Origin of the sequence: Streptomyces sp. NPDC059850, assembly GCF_042731515.1 — a bacterium.
Lineage (GTDB): Bacteria > Actinomycetota > Actinomycetes > Streptomycetales > Streptomycetaceae > Streptomyces.
Window position 1 is genome coordinate 34,197 of sequence record NZ_JBHWJI010000010.1, and the last position, 22,198, is coordinate 56,394.

Sequence of the window (22,198 nt, forward strand, 5' to 3'; positions counted from 1 at the left end):
CAGGGCGGGGTTGACGGGGCGGGGTTGGCGGGGCGGGGCGGCACGCGCCGGAGCGGTTCCACGATCGTGTGGACCTCCGTCGTACGCCCTGCGACGCCCACCGCTTTACGGCAAGGTGACCGGCACCGCCGTGCTGGACCGCATCGTCACCGCACCGTCAGGGGGACCAGATCCGTGGCAGCGTCACAGAGCACCGGAAAACCGGCAGGACAACCAGTAGAGCCCGGTGAGGAGTTACGGTTCCGGCCGCCCACGCCGGTGGCGCTGGAGACGATCACCACCCGGGCCATGGCCCGCCGCCTTCCGCAACTGGTGCGCCGCGCACTCGGGTTGGCGTGGCGGGTGGACCGCAGGGCGGTGGTGACGCTGCTGGTGTGCCAGGCGCTCGCGGGGTTCTTCGAGGCGTTCGGGCTGCTGGCGACGACCGGCACCATCACGGCGCTCATCTCGTCCGGGCACATCGGCGAGCGGCTGCGGGAGGCGCTGCCGTCGATCGCGGTGCTGGCCGGGGCGGCGGGGCTGCGGGCGCTGCTCGGTATCGCGGTGTCGAACATCTCCAGCAGGCTGTCGCCGCGGATCTCGCGGGAGGCCGAGACCCAGATGCTGGACGCGGCGATCAACGCGGAGCTGGCGGCGTACGACAACCCCGGGTTCAACGACAAGTGGGACGCGGCGGACCGGGGTGCCGAGGTCGCGCAGGATCTGATCGTCGAGTCGCAGCAGCTGATGGCGTGTCTGTCCTCGCTGATCGCGGCGGCCGGGGTGGTGACCGTGCTGCACCCGGCGCTGCTGCCGCTGTTGATGCTGGCCGCGCTGCCGCAGGGGATCGCGGGGATGAAGGGCGCGCGGGTGCAGTACGAGACGAGCCGGGCGATGAGCGCGGACCGGCGCACGCTCGGGCTGCTGCGCTGGTACATGGTGGACAAGGACATCGCCGATCAGCTGCGCTCGGGCACCATGGCGTCGTTCCTCCTGGAGCGGTACCGGGCGATCGGCGCGCGGGTGGACACCGCGACCGACAAGGCCGTGCACCGGGGCGCCCGGTACGCGGTGGCGGGGGCGCTGGCCGGGGGGTTCGCGTCGGGTCTTGTGTGGGCGTCGCTTGCGCTGCTGCTGGGCTCGGGGCAGATGTCGGTGGCCTCGGCGGGGACCGCGGTGTTCGCGCTGCGGACGGTGGGCGCGTCGCTGCAGGGGATGGTCGGGTACGGGACGCGGCTGTTCCGTACGGGGCTGTACCTGGACGACTGGGCGGAGTTCATCGAGGAGGCGGGCGGGCACCGGATGCGGCGCGGCAGCCGGGTGCCGGACGTACCGCGGGTGATCCGCGCCGAGGGGCTGACGTACGCCTATCCGGAGTCCTCGGGGGCGGTGCCTTCGGAATCGGAGTGCTCGGGGCCCGGCGCTCCGGCGCTCGCCGAGGTGAGCCTGGAGGTGCGGCGCGGCGAAGTGCTGGCGCTGGTCGGGGAGAACGGTTCCGGCAAGACCACCCTGAGCAAGCTGCTGACCGGGCTGTATCTGCCCACCGGGGGCGCGGTGACCTGGGACGGTACGAGCACCGCGGAGCTGGAGCCGCAGGCGATGTGGCGGCACACCGCCGTCGTACCGCAGGACTACGCGCACTGGCCGCTGACCGCGCGCGACAACATCACGCTCGGGCAGCCGCACGGCGGGGACGAGGCGGTCCGGGCGGCGGCGGTCCACTCCGGGGCGCACGAGGTGGTCGACGGGCTGCGCAGCGGTCTGGACACGCTGCTGGCCCGGCAGTGGTGGGGCGGGGTGGAGCTGTCCGGCGGGCAGTGGCAGCGGATCGCGCTGGCCCGCGCGTTCCACCGGCCCGCCGGGCTGCTGGTGATGGACGAGCCGACCAGCGCCCTGGACGCGCGCGCCGAGCACCGGATCTTCGCCGGGCTGCGGCGGATGGCGCGGGACCGCGCGGTCGTGCTGGTCACGCACCGGCTGGCGAACGTCGCGGTGGCCGACCGGATCGTGGTGCTGGACCGGGGCCGGGTGATCCAGCAGGGCACGTTCGAGGAGCTGACCCGATCGCCGGGCCTCTTCCGGGAGTTGTGGGAGCTGCAGAACGACCGCGGGGTGCCCGCCCCGCGTCGTGGCGGGACGTCCTGAAACGGCTTACGACGCGCCCTCAGGCCACGCGGGCGCGGGACGCGGCGATCTCGGCGTACGCCGCGTCGCGGCCCTCCCAGTGCGATCCCTCGACGGACTTGCCGGGTTCGAGGTCCTTGTAGACGTCGAAGAAGTGGGTGATCTCCATACGGTCGAACTCGGGCACGTCCTCGATGTCCTGGACGTCGACGTAGCGCGGATCGTGGGCGGGCACGCACAGGATCTTCTCGTCCGGCCCCTTCTCGTCGCGCATGCAGTACATGCCGATGGCCCGGCACAGGATGACGCAGCCGGGGAAGGTGGGCTCGCCGACGGTGACCAGGGCGTCCAGCGGGTCACCGTCGCGGCCGAGGGTGTGGTCGATATAGCCGTAGTCGGCCGGGTACTTCGTGGCCGTGAACAGCATCCGGTCCAGCCGGATGCGCCCGGCCTCGTGGTCCATCTCGTACTTGTTGCGGGACCCCTCGGGGATCTCCACGACGACGTCGAATTCGGCGGCGGACTCCATCGCGACCTCCGGTCACCGGTGGGCGTCCTTCCAGTGTGCGCCGTGTGCGCCGCTCACGCACCGCGTACGAGGGCGCCCACCTCGGCCTCGAAGAGCGCCCCCGGATCGAAGCCCATCCCGCTGAACTGGCCCTGCACTTCAAGGCTGATCACCCCGTGCAGCCGGGTCCAGGTGGCCAGGGCGCGGCACTTCAGCTCACCGTCCGGCTCCGGGCCGGGGGCCCAGGGGCCCACGCCCTCCAGCTGCCGCGAAAGCTCGGCTTCGAGGGGGGTCGGGGCGGTGGCGCGGTCGAGCGTGGCGCAGGCGTCGAGGATGGTGCGCATCAGGGAGCCCGCGATCTCGGTGGTCTCGGCGGGCGCCTGGTAACCGGGCACCGGGGTGCCGTAGATGAGCAGATAGCGGTCGGGCTGCTGCTTGGCCCAGTCGCGCAGGGCGTGGGCGAGGGCGCGGAAGCGGTCGGCGGGGGCGGCGGCCTCGACGGCGGCGGAGGCCACCGCGGCCAGATCGCGGTAGGCGTCGGTGATCAGCTCGGTCAGCAGCTCGTCCCGGCCCGCGAAGTAGCGGTAGAGCGCGGGGCCGGTCATGCCCATCGCCTTCGCGATCGCGTTCACCGAGATTCCCGCCGTGCCCGACTCGGCGAGCTGGGTCAGGGCCACTGCCTTGGCCTCGTCCCGCGTCTGCTGCCGGTAGCGCTCTCGCCGTGCTGTGGCCATGGGCGCGCCCATCCCTTCTCGTACGGACCTCGTGCCGACCCGAAAATCGGGGCTTGACACATCGAGGGTAACAGGTTCATTGTTTCGTTAGAAGTTCTCACAGTCGATAGAAGACCTTACAACCTCACGAACCCCCGACCTCACAAGAAATGGGGCCCTGCCATGCCGCTGACCGACGCCGACATTCTCACCGAAGTCGTCCTGCCCGGCCCGGTGGATCCGGAGGGGCTCCGGCTCCGCTCCCGCGCGGTGCCCGAACCCGGCCCCGGCCAGGCCCTGGTGGCCGTCGAGGCGTCCGGGGTCTCCTTCGCCGAGCAGCAGATGCGCCGCGGCAAGTACTACGACCAGCCGCCGTTCCCCTTCGTGCCCGGATACGACCTGGTGGGCACGGTCGCCGCGACGGGCGCGGGAGTTGATCCGGGGCTGCGGGGCGGGCGGTTCGCCGTGCTGACGAAGGTCGGCGGATGGGCCAGCCATGTCCTGGCCGACGTGGGCGATCTGGTCGCCGTGCCGGACGGCGTGGGCGCGGCCGAGGCCGAGACGGTGGTGGTCAACGGGATCACGGCGTGGCAGATGCTGCACCGGGTGACCGGGGCCCGCGCCGGGATGACCGTGCTGGTCCACGGGGCCAACGGCGGAGTGGGCTCCACCCTGGTCCAGCTCGCCCGCCGGGCCGGAATCGCGGTCATCGGCACCGCGTCGCCCCGCCACCACGACGCGGTGCGGGCGCTGGGCGCCACCCCCGTCGACTACCGCGACCCCGATCTGGCCGCGCGCGTGCGCGAGCTGGCGCCCGGCGGGGTGGACGCGGTCTTCGACCACGTCGGCGGCGAGGGCATCGTGGAGTCGTTCCGGCTGCTGGCCCGCGGCGGCACCCTCGTCTCGTACGGCACGGCGGCCACCCGGGACGTGCCCGGTTCGTCCCGGGCGCCGGTCCTCAAGCTGCTCGCCCGGCTCATGCTGTGGAATCTGCTGCCCAACGGCCGGAAGGCGCACTTCTACAACCTGTGGGCGGGCAGGCGGCGGCGCGCCGCCTACCAGGCGCGGGTGCGGGAGGATCTGGGCCAGGTCTTCGCGCTGCTCGCGAGCGGTGAGTTCACCGCCCAGGTGGCCGCGCGGATCCCGCTCGCCGAGGCCGCGCGGGCGATGCGGCTGGCGGAGTCCGGCACGGTCACCGGCAAAGTCGTCCTCGTGACCGGTGAGGGCTCATGAACTCCGCCCTCCTGGCGCTCTTCGCCGTGATAATTTTCGTATACGAGTGGTATGCGAGGAGGCATGGGCCCAGTGCAGTCCGGACGAGAAAAGGCGTACGCGTTCCTCAAGGAAACCGTGCTGACCGATCCCGACATGCAGGGCCGGTTCCTCACCGAGCAGGAGATCGCCGATCGTATCGGCATCTCCCGCACCCCCATCCGCGAGGCGCTGCTGCTGCTCGCGGCCGAGGATCTGGTCCAGTTGGTGCCCAAGCGGGGTGCGCAGATCGCGCCGCTGTCCGGCCGGGAGATCACCGAGCTGATGGAGCTGCGCGGGATCGTCGAGCGCTATGCCGCGGAGCAGGCCATCGAGCAGCGGAAGGTGCCGGTCGAGGAGCTGACGGAGCTGCTGGAGCGGCAGCGCGGGCTCAGCGGGCCCGAGCACGCCAAGGAATTCATCGCCGTGGACCACCTCTTCCACGCGACCATGGTCGCCTCGGTGGGCAACGCGCTCCTCAACCGGCACTACGACGGGCTGCGCAGCCGTCAGATCCGGGCCGGGGTGGTGGCGCTGTACAACCGGACCGGCCGCCAGCAGGCGGTGCTCGCCGAGCACCAGGCGATCCTGGACGCGGTGGCCTCCGGCGACCCGGAGGCGGCGCGCACCGCGATCAGCGATCACCTGGAGTCGACGCTCAAGGTGCTGCTCGCGGGGTGAGCCGCGGGCCGCCTCAGGCCTCGGGCCACCGCACGCCTCGGGCTGCTCAGGCCTCGGCCGGGGTCTCGGGATCGGCCCCCGGGTAGGTGATCACCAGCATCGTCACCCCGTCCTCGGAGGTCCACGGGCCATGGGGCATGCCCGGCGGGCGGCACGCGTAGTACCCCCGCGAGAAGGTCCGCCCCAGCGTCAGGTCGTGCATGTCGCCCTCCAGCAGGTAGACCTCTTCCCAGAAGTCATGGCGGACGACTCCGGACGCCGAGGTGTCCGTGCCCGGCTCCCACCGGACGAGCGCCGTGCGGCGCGCACCGCTCCCGTCCGCGGCGAGGGTCTGCTCCCGGACCCCCGGGGCCGCCCCCTCGGGCACCTGCCAGGCGCCCGAAGGACGGTGGAACTCCAGCTCAGGCTTGGCCCGCCCGCTCATGCGTCGGTGCCCAGCTTGCGGTTGGCCAGGACGGACACCGTGCGCCGCACCGCCGTGACCTCCTCGGTGTCGACGTCCGCCACCAGCAGTCCGGGCGCCGCCTCCAGCCGCTCGCGCACGGTTCCGTCGGGGCCGACGAGGGCGCTGTAGCCGATGCCGGTGGGGGCGCTCGTCGAGGGGGCCCCGGCGCCGCTCGCCGCCGGGTCGGCCTGGCCCACGGCGGCCAGCCAGACGGTGGCGTCCAGCGCCCGCGCCCGGGTCAGCAGCTCCCACTGCTCACGCTTGCCGGGGCCCGCGCCCCAGGAGGCCGGAAGCAGCGAGAGCACCGCGCCCGCGTCGGCGTGCGCCCGGAACAGCTCCGGGAACCGCACGTCGTAGCAGGTGGCGAGGCCGATCCGGACATCGTCCAGCTCGAAGGTGACCACCTGGGAGCCCGGGGCCACGGTCTTGGACTCCGCGAAACCGAAGGCGTCATACAGATGGATCTTGTCGTACGCGGCCTCGACCCCGGGGCCGGTGGCCAGCAGGGTGTTCGTGACCCGCCCGTCGGGGGCCGGGGTGAACATGCCCGCCACGACCACCAGCCCGGCGTCCTGCGCGATCCGCCGGACCTCGGTGGCCCAGGGGCCGTCCAGCGGTTCGGCGAGCGGGCCCAGCCGGGTGCCGAAGCACGCCATGGCGGCCTCCGGGAAGACCACGAGCCGGGCGCCCTCGGCCGCCGCGCGCTGGGCCTGCTCGCGCAGCGTGTCGAGGTTCGCCTTCGGATCCGGACCGGTGGTGATCTGGCTCAGTGCGATGCGCATGGGGTGTGTTGCCTTCCCTGATCGGCGCGGTGGTGAGTGGTGATCTGGCGATGATGCCCCGGGAGGAGCGGGGCTGCCCATCGCGCGGGGCGCGTCAGCCGGTCGCGGCGGACGAGTGGTGGCGTTCGGCCACGGCGTCCGGCTCCTCGTCCTCCGCGGGCGCCGCGTCCCGGCCCAGCCACAGCCCGGCGACCGTGACCACCGCCGTGAGCGCGATGTAGAGCGCCAGCGGCTGCCAGGCGCGGTACGTACCGAGCAGCGTCGTGAACAGCAGCGGCGCGATCGCCCCGCCGACGACTCCGGCCAGGGTGTACGCGAGAGAGGAGCCCGTGTAGCGCAGCCTCGGTGAGAACTGCTCGGCGATGAAGGCCGCCTGCGGTCCGTACATCAGCGAATGGATCACCAGCGCCACGATCACACCCAGGGTGAGCAGCGGCCAGCTGCCGCCCGCGACCAGGGGGAAGAAGACGAAGGGCCAGACACCCGCGGCGACGGCGGAGAGACCGTACAGCCACCGCCGGTTGACGCGGTCGGAGAGCGCCCCGGCCAGCGGGATCAGGAAGATCTGGAGGGAGGAGCCGATGAGGACGGCGGCCAGCGCGGAGCCGCGCGACATGCCCAGCTCGCCGGTCGCGTAGGTGAGCACGAAGACGGTGAACATCGCGTACAGCACATCGGGGGCGATGCGGCAGAGGATCGCCGCGGTCAGCGCCCGGGGCTGGGAGGTGAACACCTCGCGCACCGGCGCCTCGGGGCGGTCCTGCGCGGCCTCCATGGCCCGGAAGACCGGGGTCTCCTCCAGCTTGGCGCGGATCCACAGCCCGAACACCACCAGCACACCGGAGAGGAGGAACGCCACCCGCCAGCCCCAGGACAGGAACTGCTCCTCCGTCAGCGCGGCGCCCAGTGCCGCGAGCACCCCGTTGGCGAGCAGATTGCCCGCGGGCGGTCCGACCTGGGCGGCCGAGGCGAAGAAGCCGCGCCGCCGCGGATCGCCGTACTCGCTGGACAGCAGCACCGCGCCGCCCCACTCGCCGCCCACGCCGACGCCCTGGGCGAAGCGCAGCAGCACCAGGGCGGCGGGGGCCGCGACGCCGACGGTGGCGTAGGTGGGCAGCAGTCCGATCAGGAAGGTCGCGGCGCCGATGAGCACCAGGGTCGCGATGAGCACTTTCTTCCGGCCGATGACGTCTCCGAGACGGCCGAAGACGAAGCCGCCCAGCGGGCGGGAGACATAGCCGACGGCGTAGGTGGAGAACGCCAGGAGGGTGCCGGTGAACGGGTCCTTGGAGGGGAAGAAGAGGTCGCCGAAGACCAGCGCCGCGGCGGCGGAGTAGACGGCGAAGTCGTACCACTCCAGGGCGGTTCCGGTCAGGCTGGCGACGAAGGCGCGGCGGACCGCGGGTCCGTCCGCCCGGGGCTCTGGTGCGCTCGGGGAGGTGCGCTTCATGTCCGTCCTCGGGGTGGTGCGGGGTGGGTGCTGGGTGAGCGGGTGCCCAGTGAGCGGGTGCCCGGTGGGTGGGTGCTTGATGGGTGGTTGCGTGATGCGGGGCTTCCGGCATACTTGTTGTATACCAAGCGTATGCGCAACCCCCTTGAGGGAAGTTCCTCGCGATTTGGAGAGCACGCCCCATGACGACGCAGCCCCCGCAGTCCCCCCGCCCCGCCCTGACCTTCACGCTCCCCGACGGCTCCACCCGGCATGTGGAGGTCGTCCAGGTGCTCAACGCGGGCTACGCCGGGCGCAGCCAGGAGGACGTGGCCGCCCATGTCGCCGAACTCGCCGAGCTGGGCGTTCCCGCCCCCAGCGTGACGCCCGCCCTCTACCCCGTCTCCCCGTACCTCGCCCAGCAGACCGGCCGGGTCAGCGTGCAGCACGGCCGCACCTCGGGCGAGGCGGAGTGGGCTCTGATCGTCGCCGACGGCGGGGAGCTGCTGCTCACCGCCGCCTGCGACCACACCGACCGGGAGCTGGAGGTGCACGGCGTGGCCTGGAGCAAGAACGCGAGCCCCGATGTGCTCGGCGCCCGCGCCTGGCCCCTCGCGGACGTGTCCGAGCGGCTGGACGGGCTGACCCTGCGGGCCTGGGTCACCCATGGCGGCGAGGAGACCGAGGTGCAGAGCGGCACCCTGGCCGAGCTGCTGCCGCCCGCGTACTGGGTCGAGGTGCTGCGCGAGCGCGGCGGTCTGGTGCCGGGCACGGTGCTGATCTCCGGGACGATCCCGATGGCGGAGGGCGTCGACCAGTTCGCCGACCGCTGGCGGGTGGAGCTGGGCGATCCCGCCACCGGCGACACCATCGAGTGCTCGTATGACGTGGTTCCCATGCCGGAGCCGATCGGCTGACGCGGCACACAGCGAGCCACAGCGGACCAGGCGGTGGGCCTGGTCCGCTGTGGCTCGTTAGCGTCTGATTCCGTGTCGTTCAGCTCTCGGTCAGGTGGTCTCCCGTCCCTTCCGCATCACCACGCCTGCGGCGATCAGTCCGAACAGGCAGGTGAGGGCGCCGATGAGCACGTTGTTCCAGATCATCCCGGCATCCGGGTCCATGGCAACGACCCAGGGAGAAATGATCATCCATATACCGATCGCGGACATGGCCCAGCACAGGCTGTACATCCTCCTCGGCGCCGATGTGAGGCCGATGCCCAGCAGGGCGATGGCCAGGCCGAGGACGAGGTTGTTGACCATGAGGTCGGGGCTGGTGCTCGAAAAGTGCACCACCCAGGGAGAGATGGCGAAGTACAGACCGGCAAGCAGCACCGGTCCGTCGAGGAAGACAACGTCCCGCGCGTCCATCATGCGAGCGAAGCGCTCACGCATCTCGGACACGTCGGGGTGGCCCTTGAGATCACCTCGGGTACGTGAGACGTCGGCCATACGACTCGCCTCCTTCGTTCATGCAAGTCTGACCGCGCAGTGCGGTAATACCGCCGCACCACCATTGTGCGCCTCGCCTAGCTTTATAGGTAGATGTCGGATTGGCTCCGCTACCCGAGATGCCCGAGGTGTCCGCGAGGCCTAAGAGGACGGGGTGGCCTCCTCGTGCTTCGCGTACCAGGCGCGGTCCAGGTCGCTGATGTTCACGGTGGTCTGCACGGTCAGCCCCGGCACCGGCGCCACATACGCGCGGGCGACGTCCAGCACCGCGCGGGACAGCTCCGCCTTGGTCTCGGCGTCCCGGCCGGACAGGATCGCCACCTCGATGTGGATCATGGCGAGATGGGGTGCCCCGTCGGCGATGACGGCCTCTTCGATCCGGCGGAACCGGGTCTTGCACCCGGCCACCCCGGTGTCGATGGTCTTGGCGACCACCGGGTGCAGGGCGGTGCCGAAGCCCTGGCGGTCGAAGGCGTCGGTCAGGGTGTCGGAGTATTCGACGACGATGTGCGGCATGGGCGGGCACTCCTCATCAGCTCTGCGAGAGTGGAGTGGGCATCGTCGCACCCTGCCCGGGACCCGAGCGCCCCGGCCCGTTCTTCTGCTTCAATAGGGGGCATGGTCAGCCTCATCAACGCCGCGACGGGTCGTCTCGACCTCGAGCCGTTCTGGCCGTCCCGGCAGGCGCACCACTTCGACCGCGAGTGTTGCCGCGCATCCGTTGCGCGGGCCCGCTCGCTCGGCTGCTGACGCCGCCCCACCCGGCCGCTCAGCCATCCGCCCGGCTCCGGGGGCTTTCCTCTCCCGGCCCCGGGTTCCCCAGCCCAGCCCGCGCGCTTGACGTCCACCGACGCCCCTTAGCGCGAAAGAGCTGACTCCCATGACGAACGTCCGTACCCTCTCCGCCTCCTCGTCCACCGCGCCCGCCGCCGTACCCGGCCGTAGCCCGATCAGCGGCCGTCAGCGGCTACGAGCCGTCGCCCGGGACGAGGTGCCCCCCGTCGACGACTTGCTGCACCCCGGCGCCACCTGGCTGCCCGCTCCCCCGCACACCGTCCCCGCCCTCCCCGGACAGCCGCCGATGATCGGCTACCTGGTGCTGGTCCCGGCCGACCAGCGGGAGCGCCAGACGGCCACCACCGCCACCGCCGCACCCACCGCGCCTGTCACGCCCACCGCCCCGCCGTCGTCCGCCGCGCCCCTCCCCACCGACGACGGCCCGGTGCGGATCGACCCCGAGCAGCGGTCCGTGCGGGTCGGGGGGCGTCCGCTCGATCTCACCTATCTGGAGTTCGAGCTGCTGGCCCATCTCGTCGCCCACCCGCACCGGGTGCACACCCGCGACCAGCTGGTGACGACGGTCTGGGGGTACGGACACGTCGGCGACGGCCGCACCGTGGACGTCCATGTCGCCCGGCTGCGCCGCAAGTTGGGCGCGGAGCACCGCGGGTCGATCGTGACCGTGCGGCGCGTGGGCTACAAGTACGTGCCGAACGCATAAGCACGGCGAGAAGCGCCGTACGGACCGCGACTCGGCCCGTACGGCGCTCCTCGGCGGGCGCCGCTTCTCAGCGTTCGGCGCCCACCAGCGGGCGGGACTCCGCGGGGGCCGGAGCCTCGCCATGGCTGACGTTCGGCAGCCACCGCAGGGCGCGCGGCAGGTACCAGTTGCGCTCGCCGAGCAGCGCCATCAGCGACGGCAGCAGCAGCATCCGTACGAGCGTGGCGTCCACCAGCACCGCGACCGCGAGCCCGACGCCCATCTGCTGCATGTCCTGCATCCGCAGCAGCGCCAGGACCGAGAACACCGCGACCATGATGGCGGCCGCGCCGGTGACGGAGCCCGCCGTCGAGCGGATGCCCTCGCGGATCGCCTCGCGCGCCGACAGGCCCCGGTCGTGCGCCTCACGGATCCGCGAGACCACGAAGACGTGGTAGTCCATCGACAGTCCGAAGAGGATGACGAGGACGAACAGCGGCATCCACGACTCGATCGCCCCGGCCGGTTCCATGCCCAGCAGTTCCGCGCCCCAGCCGTGCTGGAAGACGGCGGTCATGGTGCCGTACGCGGCGCCCACCGACAGCAGGTTGAGCAGGATCGACACGATCGCGATCGGCAGCGAGCGGAAGCACACCAGCATCAGCAGGAACGTCACGGCGGCGATGAAGACGAAGACCGGTGCGATGTCGCTGCTCAGCTGGTCGGTGAAGTCGCGGTTGTTGGCCAGCTCACCGCCCACGTAGGCCTTGTCGGAGACCGGGCCGAGGATGTCCGGCACCAGGTCGTCGCGCAGGGTGTCCAGCGCCCGCTCCGACTCCGCGTTCGCGCCGTTCCCCGCCAGCGGCACCTCGATACGGGCCACCCCCTGCTTGGCGTGCAGCTCGACCTCGACGGCCTTGCCGAACCGGCCGGAGTCGGCCAGCCGCTGCTTGAAGTCGGTGACGGCCGCGCCGAAGCGGGGCGAGGAGACGTCGTCGGCCCGCAGCACCACCTCGGCCGGGGCCGGGCCGCCCGGGAACGCCCCGGTGATCTCCTTGTACGCCACGGTCAGCGGGGCGTCCGAGCCGAACTGCTTCTCCATGCCGAGGTTCTCGGTCTTCATCCCGAGCGCGGGGGCGCACAGCACCAGCAGCAGGGCGCCCGAGATCGCGGCGAACAGCTTCGGCCTGGCCAGCACGGGCTTCATGAGCTTGCCGGTGACCCCGCCGCTCGCCTGGTGAACGCCCTTCCGACGACGCCGGTTCAGCAGCGGCACCCGGCCCTTGTCGATCCGGTCGCCGAGCCAGGACAGCGTGGCGGGCAGGACCGTCACCGACCCCAGCATGGCCATCAGGACGACCAGCAGGGTGGCGACCGCGAAGCCCTGGAAGAGCATCAGCCCGGACAGGAACATGCCCGACATCGCCAGCATGACCGTGACCCCCGAGATCAGCACCGCCCGGCCGCTGGTCTCCGCCGCGATGCGCAGCGCGGTCTGCGGATCCCGGCCCGCGGCCCGCTCGTCCCGCTCGCGCCGCAGGTAGAACAGGCAGTAGTCGACGCCCACGGCCAGCCCGACCAGGAACATCACGGAGTTGGTGGAGTCGTACAGCGGCAGCTTGTGGCTGACCAGGGCCAGCAGCCCGAACGTGCCGATGCAGGCGGTCAGCCCGAGCAGCACCGGCAGCAGGGCCGCGACCAGCGCCCCGAAGACCACCAGCAGGATGCCCAGCGCCAGGGGCACGGCGGTGAGTTCGGCCTTCTTGAAGTCGTCCGCCAGCATGCCGTCCAGCTCGTGCTGCGCGGTCGCGTCGCCGAACTCATGGGCGGTGATCCCCCGGTGCGCGGACTCGGTCGCCGCCACCGCGTCCAGCACGGGCTTCACCCGCTCCCCCGCGGTGTCCGGATCGCCCTTCAGCTCGAAGGTGACCAGCCCCTCCCGGCCGCTGGCCGAGCGCACCGGCGGCTGGATCCGCGCCGTCTCGCCGGTCTTCTCCAAGCGTGCGGTGAGATCACCGGCCGCGGCCCGCCAGCCGTCCGGGCCGTCGCTGCGCAGCATCACCATCTCACCGGCCGGTGTGGTGACCCCGGCGTCCTCAAGGATCTTCATGGCGCGGGCGGAGTCGCCCGCGCCGTTCTCGGAATTGGTCATCTGCCGCGACCCGGACATGCCACCGACGACGGCGACAACGACGACGAACAGCAGCCATCCGATGATCGCGGACTTGCGGTGGCGGGTGCTCCACCCACCGAGCCGCACGGCGAGGCCCTGCCTCGTTGCGCTCATGGCGTCTCTCCCACTGGGGATGCGGACTGAATACGGACCGGATCGGTCACGTCCACAACGCTAGAAAAAGCCGCGTTCCGGCCCCAGCCGGGCAACCCCCGAATCGCCGGGACATATGGAGAGACCCGGGGGTGGTGTTAGGTGTACCCCCGAAGGCAGCGCGGCCCCCGTGACCGATCATGCGGCGTCCAGCAGACTGAGGACATCGGATCAGCGGCAGATACACCATGGAGGGCGTCGGATGAAGGTCCGCAGCAGACTGTTGGCCTGTTTACGGGGGCTCGGCGCATCCGTTCTCGCGCTGGTGTCGATCATCCTGTCGGTGCTGACGATCCTGTCCATCACCTTCATCCCGCTGGGCCTGGGAGTCTTCACCACCCCGGTGATGATCAGCGCGGTGCGCGCCCACGCCAATCGGCGCCGGTTGCTGGCCGCCCAGTGGTCCGGCGTGCAGATCCGGATGCCGTACCGCCCGCTCCCCCACGACCGGCGCTCCGGTGTGACCGGCCAGGTGGAGCTGTGCACCTTCCTGCTGAAGGACCCGGCGACCTGGCGCGACCTGCTCTGGCTCCAGGTGGACATGACCGCCGGGTACGTGATCGCCCTGCTGGCGTTCGTCTTCCCGCCGTACGGGGTCGAGGGTTCCGTCCTGGCCGCCGGGGTCTGGGAGCCGATCGTCGACGCGGGCGGCACCTACTGGTACGCGTTCATCCCGGTGACCTCGCAGGGGACCGCGAACCTCGCCGCCCTGACCGGCCTCGGCCTCATCGCCCTCGGGCTGTTCGTCTCCCCGGCGCTGCTGCGCGCCCACTTCCTGCTGTCCCGCGCCTTCCTCGCCCCCACCCCGCAGATGGCCCTCGCCGAGCGCGTCGAGCGGCTGACCGCGACCCGGCACGACGCCGTGGACACCTCGGCCGCCGAGCTGCGCCGCATCGAGCGCGATCTGCACGACGGCGCACAGGCCCGGCTCGTGGCCATGGGCATGAGCCTGGGCACCATCGAGGCGCTGATCGAGAAGGACCCGGCGAAGGCGAAGGAACTCCTCGCCGCGGCCCGTACCAACTCCGCCGAGGCGCTGGCCGAACTGCGCGACCTGGTCCGGGGCATCCACCCCCCGGTCCTGGCCGAACGGGGCCTCGGTGACGCGGTGCGCGCCCTCGCCCTGCGGATGCCCCTCCCGGTGGAGACGGAGGTGGAGCTTCCGGGCCGGTTCGAGGAACCGGTCGAGTCGGCCGCGTACTTCGCCGTCAGTGAGATCCTGACCAACGCGGCCAAGCACTCCGGCGCCGAGCGCATGTGGCTCGACATCCACCACGAGGCGGGCATGCTGCGCATCGCGGTCACCGACAACGGCGGCGGCGGCGCGCGCGTCAACCACGGCGGCGGGCTCAGTGGCATCGAGCGGCGGCTGGGCACCTTCGACGGCGTCCTCGCCGTCAGCAGCCCGCCCGGCGGCCCCACCATGGTGACGATGGAGATCCCCTGCGCCCCCACCGCCCCACGACCGGCGGTCTGAGCACCAACAGCGCCCCCGCGACGGTACATTCGACGCATTCGGCCCGGCAGTCAGTACCGGGCCCGATGACGTCATGGAGCCCGCCGTGCGCGTAGTCGTTGCCGAGGATCTGTTCCTGCTCAGGGACGGGTTGACGCGGATGCTGGAGGCCTACGATTTCGAGATCGCGGCCGCCGTCGAGAGCGGCCCCGAGCTGACCCGGGCGCTGGCGGAGCTGAAGCCGGACGTGGCCGTGGTGGACGTACGGCTGCCCCCGTCGTTCACCGACGAAGGCCTGCAGTGCGCGCTGGCGGCCCGCCGGGAGCGGCCGGGGCTGCCGGTGCTGGTGCTGTCGCAGCACGTGGAGCAGTTGTACGCGCGGGAGCTGCTGGCCGACGGGAGCGGCGGCATCGGCTATCTGCTCAAGGACCGGGTCTTCGACGCGGACCAGTTCATCGACGCGGTGCGGCGGGTCGCCGAGGGCGGTACGGCGATGGATCCGCAGGTGATCTCGCAGCTGCTGTCCCGGCGCTCGCAGGACCAGCCGATGGGCCATCTGACGCCGCGCGAGCGCGAGGTGATGGAGCTGATGGCGCAGGGGCGGTCGAACACGGCGATCGCGGCGCAGCTGGTGGTGACCGAGCGGGCCGTCGCCAAGCACACCTCGAACATCTTCGGGAAGCTCGGGCTGCCGCAGTCCGACGACGACAACCGCCGGGTGCTGGCCGTGCTGGCGTACCTGGACCGGGGGCGTACGGAGGCGAACGGGAGCTGACGGGCGCTTCCCCCGGCGCGCGTCCCGCATCGCCCCCGGCGCGCGTCCCGCATCGCCCCCCGGCGCGCGTGCCCCATTGCTCCCGCCCCGCATCGCTGGTTAAGTGCGCTGCGCACCACAACCTTTGGCCGTTGTCCGTTGGGGGGCGCATGAGCGACCTGAGCAGACGCACGCTGATCGGAACCGCCGGAGCACTCGGGGCCGGGGCCGCGTTAGGGGCCCACTCCCCCGCACTGGCCGACACACCGCACCCGCCGCAGCAGCCACAGGACACCGCCGTGACCGCCTTCTCCACCGCTCCCGCGCGCGCCGCGCTGCGACGGCTGCTGCCCGGGCACGCCGATCAGTTCCGGCTGGTGGCGCTCCCCAAAGGCGCCGAAGGGAAGACCGAACGGTTCGAGGTCACCGGTTCGGCCGGGCGTGTCACCGTGGCCGGGACGAGCCCCGCGGTGCTGCTCACCGGCGTCCACTGGTACCTCAAGTACACCTGCCACGCCCAGATCACCTGGGCGGGCGATCAGCTGGGGCTGCCGGAGAAACTGCCCGCGCCGCACGGCACCGTCGAGCGCTCGACCGCGCTGCCGCACCGCTTCGCGTTCAACGACACCCACGACGGCTACACCGCGCCCTTCGCCGACTGGGCCCGCTGGGAGCACCTGATCGACGTCGCGGCCCTGCACGGCTGCAACGAGCTGCTGGTCACCGCGGGCCAGGAGGCCGTCTACCACCGGCTGCTCCAGGACTTCGGCTATACGGAGGCGGAGGTGCGCGCCTGGCTGCCCACCCCCGCCCACCAGCCGTGGTGGATGATGCAGAACATGAGCGTGTACGGCGGCCCGGTGTCGACCGCGCTCATGGAGAAGCGCACCGACCTGGGGCGGCGCATCGCCGACCGGCTGCGGGAGCTGGGCATGCGGCCCGTCTTCCCCGGCTACTTCGGCACCGTCCCCGACGGCTTCGCCGACCGCAACCCGGGGGCGACCACCGTCCCGCAGGGCGACTGGAACGGGTTGCGGCGGCCCGACTGGCTCGACCCGCGCACCGAGGCGTTCCGCGAGGTGGCCGCGGCCTTCTACCGCCACCAGCAGGACCTGTTCGGTGCGTGCGACCTGTTCAAGATGGACCTGCTGCACGAGGGAGGCAACGCCGGTGACGTCTCAGTCCCGGATGCCGCGCGCGCCGTCGAGACCGCGCTGCAAACCGCCCGCCCCGGCGCGATCTGGGTGATCCTGGGCTGGCAGGCCAACCCCCGCCGCGACCTGCTGGACGCCGTGGACCACGACCACACGCTGGTCGTGGACGGTCTGTCGGACCTGGACACGATCACCGACCGGGAGAAGGACTGGGGTTCGGTGCCGTACGCGTTCGGCACCATCCCCAACTTCGGCGGCCGTACGACGGTCGGCGCCAAGACCCACATCTGGGCGGACCGGTTCACCGTCTGGCGGGACAAGCCGGGCAGCAAGCTGGTCGGCACGGCGTACATGCCGGAGGCGGTCGAACGCGACCCGGCCGCGTTCGAGCTGTTCAGCGAGCTGGCCTGGCGGGACGAGGCGGTGGACCGGGACGCGTGGTTCCGTACCTACGCCGACGTCCGCTACGGCGCGCGGGACGGGCACGCGCGCGAGGCGTTCGCGGCGATGCGCGACACCGCGTACCAGATCAGCAGCAAGGACGGCCGCCCCCACGACTCGATATTCGCCTCCCGGCCCTCGGTCGCCGCGCGCTCCGGCACCTACTACGCCACCCACACCCCCGCCTTCGACATCGCCCGCTTCGACGCGGCCCTGGCCGGGCTGCTGGGGGTGCGGGCCGGGCTGCGCGACAGCGACGCGTACCGCTACGACCTCGCCGACACCGCGCGGCAGGCGCTCGCCAACCGCTCCTGGCAGCTCGCCCCGCAGCTCTCGGACGCCTACGCCCGCAAGGATCTGGACACCTTCCGGGCGCTGTCCCGGCTGTGGCTGAAGCTGATGCGGCTGAGCGACGACGTGACCGGCACCCACAAGCGGCTCCTCCTCGGCCCCTGGCTGGAGGACGCCAAGCGGATGGCGTCGGGCGCGGAGGAGTCCGCGCAGCTGGAGTTCGCCGCCCGCGCCCTCATCACCACCTGGGCGGACCGGGGCGCCTCGGACGGCGGCAAGCTCGCCAACTACGCCAACCGCGACTGGAACGGCCTCATCGGCGACTTCCACCTGCCCCAGTGGCAGGCCTACCTGGACGAGCTGGAGGACGCCCTCGCCCAGGACCGCGCGCCGCGCACCTTCGACTGGTACGCGATCGAGGAACCGTGGACCCGGGAGCGGAAGAGCTATCCGGTCCGGCCGGTGGCCGACGCCTGGCGCACCGCGCGCCGGGTGCACGACGCGCTGGCCACGGCCCCGTACCAGGGCACGCTGTCCGTCGACACCGAGCCCGGGACACTGCCGCCGGGCGGCGCCGCGGTCATCACCGCGGCCCTGCGCAACGTCAACGGGCTGCGGGCCACCGGCCGCGTCGACTTCGACCTGACCGTGACCGGCCTCGACCCCGCCCCGCAGGGCCCCACCTCGCTGCCGTCGGTGCCCGCGGCGGGCAGCGGCGAGGTCCACTGGCGGGCCACCGCGCCCGACGACCCGCTGGACGATCCGCTGAAGCCGTATCCGTACGAACTCGCCGTCCGGTACGGACCGCGCGGCGAGGACCGGGTGCGGGCGGTGCGCACCGGCACCCTGTGGGTGGCGGGTCCGCTGGCCGAGGGCTGGAAGACGGTCACCAACAACGGCGCGGCCTTCGGGCAGTTGGGCGAGCGGTTCGCGATCGACGGGGCGGGCCAGGACCTGTGGAAGGCCACCGCCGAGTTCGGCGCGGCCTACCGGCAGGGCGCGCTGCGGACCGGTACGGCGGTGACGGTGAAGGTGGCCGCGCAGGCCGTCACCGGGCCCTGGGCCCGCGCCGGGATCATCGTCCGCAACGCGCTGGGGACGGCGGGCTCGCCCGGGTTCCTCAACCTGTCCGTCACGCCCGCCAACGGCGTCGTGCTGTCGTACGACTCCAATGGCGACGGCACCCTGGACACCTACCAGCGGGTCACGGGCGTCAAGGCGCCGGTGCTGCTGCGGCTGACCCGCGCGTCCGCCACCTCGTACACCGGCGAGCTGTCCACCGACGACGGCGCGAACTGGCGCAAGGTCGCGACGGTGACCGTGCCGGGCGCGGCGGCCGCGCAGGACGCCGGGCTGTTCATGAGCGCGGCGAACGGCGGCAGCGGGGCGCGCGGCACGGTCGAGTTCAGCGACTGGCGCGTCCGTTGAGGACCGCGGCCTGAAGACCTTCGCGGAAACATCGGCTCCGCCCCGGACCCCACGCTCCGGTGGCGGAGCCGCCCGCTTTGTGACCTCCTCCTACCACCGCTCGTTTACGCCACGTGGAGCAGCAGCAGGCGACAGCCCATTCCGACGACGACACCGATGCCGACACCGCGGGTCCCATCGACGTCGAGCAGGCCGAGGCCGCCATCGTCGAGCACTATCCGCGGCTGGTGCGGCTCGCGTACCTCATCCTGCCGCCCGGCATGGGCCGCACCCGGCGGGTGCTGGCCGCGCACGCGCTGGCGCAGCGGGCGCTGCCGCGCAACCAGGGCAGGCCCGACACCCCGGAGGTCGAGCTGCCGTGGCAGCGCGGCACCAAGGGCGCGGCGGGCGACGCGGGGTACGCCTATGTGCGGCTGCGCGTGCTGCGCTCCGCGCTGCGGGCGGCGCGGCCGCGCCGCCCGTGGGCGCTGGCCGTGCCGCTCCCCGTGGTGTGGGGGCTGCGGCTGTTCCCCCGGTCCGGCGGCGCCGATGAACTCGCCCTGGACAAGGCGCTGTCCGAGCTGTCCGGCCCCGGCCGGGCCGCGTATGTGCTGCGCGAGCTGGAGCGGCTGGACGACCGCGAGGTCAAGGCCCTGCTGCAGGCCGCGGGCGTGGACTCGGACGACGCGCTGGACGCGCTCGACGAGGCGGACGAGGTCCCGGAGCCCGCGGGCAGCCGGGACGACGGCTCGCTGCTGGAGTCGGCCGAGTTCGATCCGTGCTCGCTCCAGGCGCGCCCCACCGATCTGATGCGCCGCCGCCAGCATCTGCGCGCGCTGCTGGTGGCCGTGGTGGCGCTGGTGGTGTGCGGGTCGCTGCTGGGGATGCCGGGCGAGGGCTGGGGGCGCGCCGGTGCGGCGGCGCCCTCGTACGCCCGTAACCCGTCCTCCGAACGAGCCCTGGACCCGGACCGGTTGACGCGCGCCGAGCCCTTCGCGTGGCGCACCGCGACCCGCGCCGACTTCTCGTCCTGGCCCGCCCGTGGCGACCGGCTCGGCGACTCCGCGCTGCTGCGCCGCGCGCTGGCCGTCTGGGCCCGCCCGGGGGACGCGGTACGGGTGTCGGCGACGGCGGGCACCCAGTCGGGGCCGCCGTCCGGGCCGCCGCAGCTGCTGTACGCGGGCGAGGTGGACCAGGCGGCGGTGGTGCTGCTGTACGACGGGCTGCGGATCGCCCGGTACGCGGAGGGGAATGGCGACGGAGGCGGCCCGGTGGCGCTGGACCTCGCCCGTCTCGACGCGGCGGACGCGGCCGCCTCGACCGCCCTCACGCTGGGCCGTACCGACGGCAACGTCCGCTATCTGACCGCCCCCTGGGTGCGCCGCGCCTCCGTACGGGACCTGCTGCGGCCCGACGGGCGGCCGCGCCCGGTGCGGCTGACCACCGACGGGGTGACCGACCCGGTGCGCACCGTGCCCCGGATGCGCCCGTGCCGGGGCTGGCCCGCGCTGCGGTTCGGCTCGCACCTGGTGGCGGACCTCGGCGAGCTGGCCCCGGCCCGGCTGACGTACGGCGACCCCGGGACCACCGGGCGCGGCGCCCCGCGCGATGTGGCGGGCCGGGCGGCCCTGCTGAGCTGGGCGCGGACGGCGTGCCGACTGCCGCTGATGACCGGGCGCGGGGTGCGCTCGGTGAACATCTGGCGGTTCGGCGTCCAGCGGCTGCCCGAGGCGGGCGGCCGTGCTGCGTGGCTGTGCACCCGGGCCGAGACCTGGCGGGGCCCGGGCAGCCGGGTGCTGGCCCAGTTCCAGCCCTGGACCACCCGCCGGGGCGCGGCGGGCGCGGTCGCCGCCACGTCGGACTCCTCCCCCGCCTGCGGGCAGCGCGCACCGCGCGTCCTGGCGGGCGTGCTGTGGAAGGCGCGGTCCGGGCGCTGGTTCCTGCTGGCCGCCGGCAGCCGCCAGGTGACCGCCATCGCGGCGAGCGGCGGCGTCCGGGGCCGGTCTGCCGGCCGCGCCCTGACCACCCCCGCCAAGCCCGGCGCCCGCGCCACCCTCAAGGCCCGCCTGACGGGCGGCGGCCACCTGAACGGCCTGCGTTAGCTCACCTTCACGACTCCTCGGCCGGTCCGCAGTCACGGGCGCCCACGTGCAGCGCCACCGCCGTGTCCGCGCCCAGCGTGGCGGTGAATCGGCCCGAGGAGTCGACCGTGACGGACCTGCCGCTCTGTACGTCGCAGTAGCCGCCCGCCGGGAGGGAGGTCTGGAAGGTCCGGGTCAGGGAGGCGCTTTCGTGGTTGATGGCCACGTACGCCTTGTCGCCCCGTCCGAAGGCGATGGTGTCGTCGCCGTTGTCCCACCAGTTGGTCACCGACGTGCCCCGGGCCGTGTTGCGGAGGGCGACCATGTTCTTGATCTCGGGCCAGGCGTGCTGGCACTTCCAGCCGTCCTGGTAGCAGGCGCCCACCGTGCCCCCGCTTGGCGGACCGGCGTCGTTGTCGCTGAACTCGTAGCCGGAGTGGACGTCCGGGGAGCCATAGGGCCAGGCCAGCATGAAGACGTTCGCCAGGGTGTAGTCGGCGCCGTCCTTGTAGCTGAGGGTGGAGCCGTTGCGCTCGGTGTCCCAGTTGTCGACGAAGACACCGGACTGGCCGCTCGCCATATGGCCCCAGCCCTCGCCGAAGTTCTTCAGATACGCCAGCTTCTCGTCCCGGAACACCCGCTTGAGGTCACGGCCGTAGCGGAACTCCTGCACATCGCCGTTGCGCGGATATTCCGCCGGGGAGACCGCCTCGCCCTCGCCGTGGATGACCTCCTGCTTCCAGTAGACGCCGGGGTCGCTCAACTGGCTCTTGACGGCGGCCAGGTCGTCCGCCGGTATGTGCTTGGCGCCGTCGATACGGAAGCCGTCGACACCGAGCGAGAGCAGGTCGTTCAGGTACCGCGCGAGCCGGGTCCGGACGTACGGCTCACCGGTGTCCAGGTCCGCGAGACCCACCAGCTCGCAGTGCTGCACGTTCCAGCGGTCCCGGTAGTCGCTGATCTGCGCGGTGCAGTCGTCCATGTCCTGGGACTGGTAGATCCCGGGGTAGGTGTACTTGGTGTACGAGGAGCCGCCGGTACCGGTTCCGGATCCGGCGGACATGTGGTTGATGACGGCGTCGGCGACGACCTTGACGCCCGCGGCGTGACAGGTGTCGATCATGTTCTTGAAGGCGGCGCGGTCACCGAGCCGCCCGGCGATCTTGTAGCTGACGGGCTGGTAGGACGTCCACCACTGGCCGCCCTGGATGTGCTCGGTGGCCGGGGACACCTCGACATAGCCGTATCCGGCGGGGCCCAGGGTGCTGGTGCACTCCTTGGCGACGGAGGCGTACGACCACTCGAAGAGTTCGGCGGTGACGTCCTTGGTTCCGGGCGGTGTCGCCTGTGCGGTCCGCGGGGGCAGGGCGACGAGCGCCGCCGCGAGGGCGAGCACGGTGGCGAGGGAAATGCGGCTGCCGGTCATCGTTACTCCGTGGGGGGAG

General features: G+C 72.4%; 18 protein-coding genes. 9 read left to right on the plus strand and 9 right to left on the minus strand.

The window, feature by feature from the left end:
* The first annotated feature begins 174 nt into the window (after positions 1 to 174).
* Positions 175 to 2,124 (plus strand): ABC transporter ATP-binding protein, encoded by a 1,950-nt coding sequence (locus tag ACFV9T_RS10450; RefSeq protein ID WP_385438270.1) that lies wholly within the window; start codon positions 175 to 177, stop codon positions 2,122 to 2,124.
* 19 nt (positions 2,125 to 2,143) lie between these two features.
* On the opposite strand, the gene ACFV9T_RS10455 is transcribed toward ACFV9T_RS10450, so the two are convergent.
* Positions 2,144 to 2,632: an inorganic diphosphatase gene (locus ACFV9T_RS10455; protein WP_385438272.1), complete on the minus strand. Its 489-nt coding sequence runs from the start codon at positions 2,630 to 2,632 to the stop codon at positions 2,144 to 2,146.
* A gap of 53 nt (positions 2,633 to 2,685) precedes the next feature.
* A complete protein-coding gene (locus tag ACFV9T_RS10460) occupies positions 2,686 to 3,345 on the minus strand; it encodes a TetR/AcrR family transcriptional regulator (protein ID WP_385438275.1) in 660 nt (219 codons plus the stop codon).
* A 162-nt stretch (positions 3,346 to 3,507) separates the two neighbouring features.
* Between ACFV9T_RS10460 and ACFV9T_RS10465 the strand changes: the two genes are divergently transcribed.
* On the plus strand, positions 3,508 to 4,557 hold the full coding sequence (locus tag ACFV9T_RS10465; protein WP_385438277.1) for a medium chain dehydrogenase/reductase family protein: 1,050 nt from the start codon (positions 3,508 to 3,510) through the stop codon (positions 4,555 to 4,557).
* Between the two features lie 72 nt (positions 4,558 to 4,629).
* Entirely contained in the window at positions 4,630 to 5,256 is a 627-nt protein-coding gene (locus ACFV9T_RS10470) for a GntR family transcriptional regulator (RefSeq protein WP_385438564.1), read from the plus strand.
* Between the two features lie 46 nt (positions 5,257 to 5,302).
* On the opposite strand, the gene ACFV9T_RS10475 is transcribed toward ACFV9T_RS10470, so the two are convergent.
* The 3 genes from ACFV9T_RS10475 to ACFV9T_RS10485 form a co-directional block, all read right to left on the minus strand.
* Positions 5,303 to 5,680 carry a cupin domain-containing protein gene (locus ACFV9T_RS10475; protein WP_385438278.1) on the minus strand — a complete coding sequence of 126 codons (378 nt, stop codon included), beginning with the start codon at positions 5,678 to 5,680 and terminating at the stop codon, positions 5,303 to 5,305.
* Complete coding sequence (locus ACFV9T_RS10480; RefSeq protein ID WP_385438281.1) at positions 5,677 to 6,483, minus strand: carbon-nitrogen hydrolase family protein; 807 nt, start codon at positions 6,481 to 6,483, stop codon at positions 5,677 to 5,679. Before ACFV9T_RS10480 ends, ACFV9T_RS10475 begins: the two co-directional genes overlap by 4 nt.
* A gap of 94 nt (positions 6,484 to 6,577) precedes the next feature.
* Positions 6,578 to 7,933, minus strand: a complete 1,356-nt coding sequence (locus tag ACFV9T_RS10485; protein WP_385438284.1) for an MFS transporter — start codon at positions 7,931 to 7,933, stop codon at positions 6,578 to 6,580.
* A gap of 182 nt (positions 7,934 to 8,115) precedes the next feature.
* Between ACFV9T_RS10485 and ACFV9T_RS10490 the strand changes: the two genes are divergently transcribed.
* The gene (locus ACFV9T_RS10490; protein ID WP_385438285.1) at positions 8,116 to 8,829 is read left to right on the plus strand and encodes a DUF2848 domain-containing protein; all 714 of its coding nucleotides are present in this window, start codon (positions 8,116 to 8,118) and stop codon (positions 8,827 to 8,829) included.
* A 90-nt stretch (positions 8,830 to 8,919) separates the two neighbouring features.
* Here the strand turns inward: ACFV9T_RS10490 and ACFV9T_RS10495 are convergent, their stop codons facing one another.
* Both ACFV9T_RS10495 and ACFV9T_RS10500 read right to left on the minus strand, forming a co-directional pair.
* On the minus strand, positions 8,920 to 9,363 hold the full coding sequence (locus ACFV9T_RS10495; protein WP_385438288.1) for an SPW repeat protein: 444 nt from the start codon (positions 9,361 to 9,363) through the stop codon (positions 8,920 to 8,922).
* A gap of 141 nt (positions 9,364 to 9,504) precedes the next feature.
* Entirely contained in the window at positions 9,505 to 9,879 is a 375-nt protein-coding gene (locus ACFV9T_RS10500; protein WP_385438290.1) for a 5-carboxymethyl-2-hydroxymuconate Delta-isomerase, read from the minus strand.
* 364 nt (positions 9,880 to 10,243) lie between these two features.
* Here ACFV9T_RS10500 and ACFV9T_RS10505 point away from each other — a divergent pair, with 364 nt between their 5' ends.
* Positions 10,244 to 10,864 (plus strand): winged helix-turn-helix domain-containing protein, encoded by a 621-nt coding sequence (locus tag ACFV9T_RS10505; RefSeq protein ID WP_385438292.1) that lies wholly within the window; start codon positions 10,244 to 10,246, stop codon positions 10,862 to 10,864.
* A 67-nt stretch (positions 10,865 to 10,931) separates the two neighbouring features.
* Here ACFV9T_RS10505 and ACFV9T_RS10510 read toward each other — a convergent pair whose 3' ends face one another.
* Positions 10,932 to 13,130 (minus strand): MMPL family transporter, encoded by a 2,199-nt coding sequence (locus ACFV9T_RS10510; RefSeq protein WP_385438293.1) that lies wholly within the window; start codon positions 13,128 to 13,130, stop codon positions 10,932 to 10,934.
* A gap of 241 nt (positions 13,131 to 13,371) precedes the next feature.
* Between ACFV9T_RS10510 and ACFV9T_RS10515 the strand changes: the two genes are divergently transcribed.
* From ACFV9T_RS10515 to ACFV9T_RS10530, 4 genes are all read left to right on the plus strand, one after another.
* Entirely contained in the window at positions 13,372 to 14,646 is a 1,275-nt protein-coding gene (locus tag ACFV9T_RS10515) for a sensor histidine kinase (RefSeq protein ID WP_385438294.1), read from the plus strand.
* Positions 14,647 to 14,731: 85 nt separating this feature from the next.
* Entirely contained in the window at positions 14,732 to 15,400 is a 669-nt protein-coding gene (locus tag ACFV9T_RS10520) for a LuxR C-terminal-related transcriptional regulator (protein WP_385438296.1), read from the plus strand.
* Between the two features lie 149 nt (positions 15,401 to 15,549).
* Entirely contained in the window at positions 15,550 to 18,693 is a 3,144-nt protein-coding gene (locus ACFV9T_RS10525; RefSeq protein ID WP_385438299.1) for an alpha-N-acetylglucosaminidase TIM-barrel domain-containing protein, read from the plus strand.
* Positions 18,694 to 18,806: 113 nt separating this feature from the next.
* The gene (locus ACFV9T_RS10530) at positions 18,807 to 20,774 is read left to right on the plus strand and encodes a hypothetical protein (protein WP_385438301.1); all 1,968 of its coding nucleotides are present in this window, start codon (positions 18,807 to 18,809) and stop codon (positions 20,772 to 20,774) included.
* Positions 20,775 to 20,781: 7 nt separating this feature from the next.
* Here ACFV9T_RS10530 and ACFV9T_RS10535 read toward each other — a convergent pair whose 3' ends face one another.
* Complete coding sequence (locus tag ACFV9T_RS10535; protein WP_385438303.1) at positions 20,782 to 22,179, minus strand: alpha-amylase family protein; 1,398 nt, start codon at positions 22,177 to 22,179, stop codon at positions 20,782 to 20,784.
* Between the last annotated feature and the right edge of the window lie 19 nt (positions 22,180 to 22,198).